The organism is Bacillus sp. MYb78 (assembly GCF_002975115.1).
Classification (GTDB): domain Bacteria; phylum Bacillota; class Bacilli; order Bacillales; family Bacillaceae_G; genus Bacillus_A; species Bacillus_A cereus.
In genome coordinates this window covers 1-3,946 of the sequence record NZ_PCOB01000056.1, presented here as the reverse complement: position 1 = coordinate 3,946, position 3,946 = coordinate 1, and the positions used below count along the sequence as shown (strand labels likewise).

Below are 3,946 nucleotides of genomic sequence, written 5' to 3'. Positions count from 1 at the left end.
TTCAAAGAACTACTTGGTCGCTCATTTGCGACTTCCTTATGTTAACATCTTCATTAGTTAATGTCAACTAAGTTTTTCATTTCGTTTGTCGCTTGCGACGTTAATGTCATCGGCGACTTGTTCTATATTACACCTCTAAAGTATAATCGTCAACACCTTTTTATAAAGAAATTCAATTTAATATTTTTATGCTTTTTTAGCTAGATACGTCTCTCTGAGGATTCATTACTAAAGAGCTACCGCCTACTTCTCTTTAATATATTTTCCCCAAATATATTAAAGTTACTTTAAACCTTAGACTTAATTTGTACAGAAGTTTTTCCCCAGCGAAACTAACAATCTTATTTTAATAAATATTAATACCTCTTTGTTTATCACGCCCTCTATTAGAAACGATTGAAGATATACGTATTCTTATAACAGACAACGATACAGAAATCCATAATAAACTCATATACTACTCTTCCCAAGTTCTCCTTATATGAAGTAATGGTTGCTTATCTGTTTACTCGTAAATATATAGAACCACACTAATATATTTATTAACTATCCCTGTTTCACTGAAATATCAGCCTTATATCTCTTTCATCTTTAGTATCATCTATTTCCATACAGCTATATTCTCTTAATAAACATTTAAGATATGCTCAAGGTTCGAATTGATTAATAGTATTTCCTATTTAAACACATATACTGGATTAAAAATACGTACCTCAATTTATCAAGTGTACCGAACACACATATACAGAATGCTTGTTCCTTTCATTACTTCACTTTTTATATAACATTAATAGACATTAATCCCATACCTATATTTACGTTTTACTGCTAAAAGAGCGAATCATTTCACTAACAAAGCATTTAGTTTCATTTCTAGTATATATCCCCCTTTTGAAATACATATAGAATCATAATTTCCGTTGTTTTTATCTCCCCCCTAAGAATACACAACCATACAAAAACAATTCTACAACAAGGTATACGACGGCTGCACAATTATAAATCTTAATCCTCTCAATACCTACAGGGGTGCTGTCCGCCTTTAACACAAATATATACTAAAAAAATTTCAATATAAAATGAGCCGGAATTTCTACTCTAAGAAAAATCCGGCTCTTATTTTTAGGCCACAGCCAAAATCATTTTTACATTTAGTATTAAATGTCTATTCAATATTCCCTACTCCGCTCTGCTGAAGGTGAATGTATCATATCTGTCACTGCACGATATAAATTTTCTGGATGTTCAGCTATCCGGTGACATAGATACAAGTACCACTCTTTCCCATAAGTCAAATATACTCTAGCGTTATGTCCTTTGTTTTTCAAATCTCTTAACATATCCGGACGAATTCCATATAGCATTTCTATTTCTACATTAGTTTGACTAAAATATTGACGTTGCTCCATCTCTGTAATAAGAATTTCATCATGTGTAGCTATAGATACAGGATGATTGTGTTCAACTAGTTGTTCTACAATTTGAAGATACTGTTGATTTAAATCAGTTGACCTAGGCATAGCAATATCCGGAACTTCTTGATAGGCACCTTTTACAACTCTTATTTTCCCTGGATAATGAAGGAGTTCTTGAATATCATTGTTTGAGCGATATAAATGTGCCTGTATTGTTATCCCTACATTATGATATTGCTCAGTTACCTTTTTATAAATGGAAAGAATGTCCGCTGCTTTAGATGATTCTTCCATACTTATCATAAGGGTAGTTCCATGTACTTTCGCCTTCTCTGCCAACTCCATTAAATGAATATAAGATATTTCTGGATCTATAGATAACCCAATATGCGATAAATCGAGTGATACTGTTTGTTTCATAGATAGAGCACCCATGTCCCCAATAAGATTCAAAAACTCATTTTTAGCTTTATAACATTCCTCTATATCTAGAGTATTTTCCCCTATGTATTCTAGTGAAGTATGATAACCTTTTGTAATTAGTTCCTTTGCCGTCCCAATCCCCTCATGTCTCGTTTCTCCGGTGACAAAGCGTTTCGCAGCTTGTAATAATAACGCATAGAGTTCAGTAGATTGTTGTACATAGGATTTTATATGTTCATTTCGTGCAATCGATTTAAATGCCTGAGCTACTTGGAATTCTGGTTTAGTCATCACATTTTCATCCCCTTTAGAACTATTTGATCCAACTATAGCATGCTAAAATGGTTTGTATTAGTACCATTTCACCCAAACTTTTATGGTACCAATTTTGCTGAAGGGAGCATTTATATGCTTTGGATACCTATTGATCGATCGTTAGATATAAGTTTAATTCGACAGGTTTATCACCAAATACGTGAACGAATATTAAACGGAGAGCTGCAATCCGGAGAAAAACTACCATCAACACGGGAATTATCTTCTGAGTTAGGGTTGTCTAGGAACGTAATTTTAGAAGCTTATGATCAATTATTTTCCGAAGGTTTTTTGGTCACTCAGCAAGGAGCCGGGACATTCATTGCAGAAGGGACATATTTAGAACAACGTAAAAAATCAACTCTAATTGATTCTTTATCTTGGTGCGAAGAAAGAAACAAAGACAGTAATATCATTAATTTCCGTTCAGGGATACCAGCATTAGACTTATTTCCACGTAAGGGATGGGCAAAGTTATCCCACACTATATGGAATGAAACACCTCCTTCTACATTTGGATACGATATTCCCGAAGGGCGCCCCGAATTAAGAAAGGTTTTATCACGGTATTTACTAAAAACAAGAGGAGTTTTTTGTCATCCAGAACAATTGGTGATTACTTCCGGTGCAACTCAAGCTTTAACACTTGTTTCTAAGTTACTTTTATCACCAGGTGACGAAGTACTAATAGAAGATCCCATCACCAATGATATTCAAACAATTTTTAAAAATTCAGGAGCCTTACTTTCTCCTATACCGGTTGATGATAATGGAATGGATACATCTTTGCTGCCTGCAAATAAAAATCCAAAATTCATCTTCATTACTCCTTCTCATCAGTTTCCTTTAGGTGGAACGTTACCGATTCAACGACGGGTTCAATTGATTAACTACTCAAGAAAAACAAATTGTTATCTTATTGAAGATGATTATGACAGTGAGTTTCGATATGAAGGTTCACCTGTAAGTTCATTACAGGGATTGGATCCCGAACGTGTTATATATATAGGTTCATTTAGTAAAATTTTATCACCGGCCCTTAGGATGGGATACTTAGTTCTTCCCTCACACCTTATTGAAAAATGTCGCAGGGTAAAATGGTTTTCCGATCTACATACACCTTCTTTAAATCAGCTTGTCCTTGCTAAATTTATTGCCGAAGGTTATTTGGAACGGCATATTATGAAGATGAAAAAAATCTATAAAAATCGAAGAGACTTCCTTATCCAGCAATTAAAATCAGCATTCTCAAATAAAATCAATATTTTTGGTTATTCTACAGGATTACACCTGATTGTTGAATTCAATCAAGTTCAATTCACACAAGAATTACTTGAGAAAACCCAACAACTCGGAGTGAAGGTATATCCTGTGGAAGACCACGCCATTGAAAAAGGAAAACATCACAATCGAATTATTATAGGGTATGGACATTTAACAACTGAAGAAATAAAAGAGGGTGTGAGTAGGCTACAGAGGGCAATACCTCGTATATATTCTTGTTAACAAATAGACTTTAAAGCTCAAAATTAAAGAGCCTAAAAAACTCAGCCTTATTTTTCTGAAGGTATGCTAAAACAAAGCTATTTCTTACTAGATAAACGTACTCATAGAGCCGATATTAATTACACGCTTATTTCATTAAACACAAAAAAGACGAGTCATTCTGACTCGTCTTAAAGTCGCTTGGCGACGTCCTACTCTCACAGGGACAAGGTCCCAACTACCATCGGCGCTAGAGAGCTTAACTTCCGTGTTCGGTATGGGAACGGGTGTGACCTCTCTGCCATCAT

Annotated in this window: 2 protein-coding genes and 1 rRNA gene; 1 reads left to right on the top strand and 2 read right to left on the bottom strand. The window is 34.5% G+C overall.

Going from position 1 to position 3,946, the window contains the following annotated elements; all coding sequences use genetic code 11:
* Nucleotides 1–1,169 precede the first annotated feature (1,169 nt).
* A complete protein-coding gene (locus CQ064_RS32840) occupies nucleotides 1,170–2,129 on the bottom strand; it encodes a proline dehydrogenase family protein (RefSeq protein WP_000165405.1) in 960 nt (319 codons plus the stop codon).
* A 117-nt stretch (nucleotides 2,130–2,246) separates the two neighbouring features.
* Between CQ064_RS32840 and pdxR the strand changes: the two genes are divergently transcribed.
* Nucleotides 2,247–3,659, top strand: coding sequence for a MocR-like pyridoxine biosynthesis transcription factor PdxR (pdxR, locus tag CQ064_RS32835; protein WP_000964403.1), 1,413 nt, complete (start codon nucleotides 2,247–2,249; stop codon nucleotides 3,657–3,659).
* 178 nt (nucleotides 3,660–3,837) lie between these two features.
* Here pdxR and rrf read toward each other — a convergent pair.
* Nucleotides 3,838–3,946: ribosomal RNA gene (gene rrf, locus CQ064_RS32830) — 5S ribosomal RNA — on the bottom strand; the annotation flags it as partial.

Excerpts from the sequence above, each read along its gene's own strand:
- CQ064_RS32840 (WP_000165405.1), bottom strand. The coding sequence starts at position 2,129 with ATGACTAAACCAGAATTCCAAGTAGCTCAGGCATTTAAATCGATTGCA.
- pdxR (WP_000964403.1), top strand. The coding sequence starts at position 2,247 with ATGCTTTGGATACCTATTGATCGATCGTTAGATATAAGTTTAATTCGA.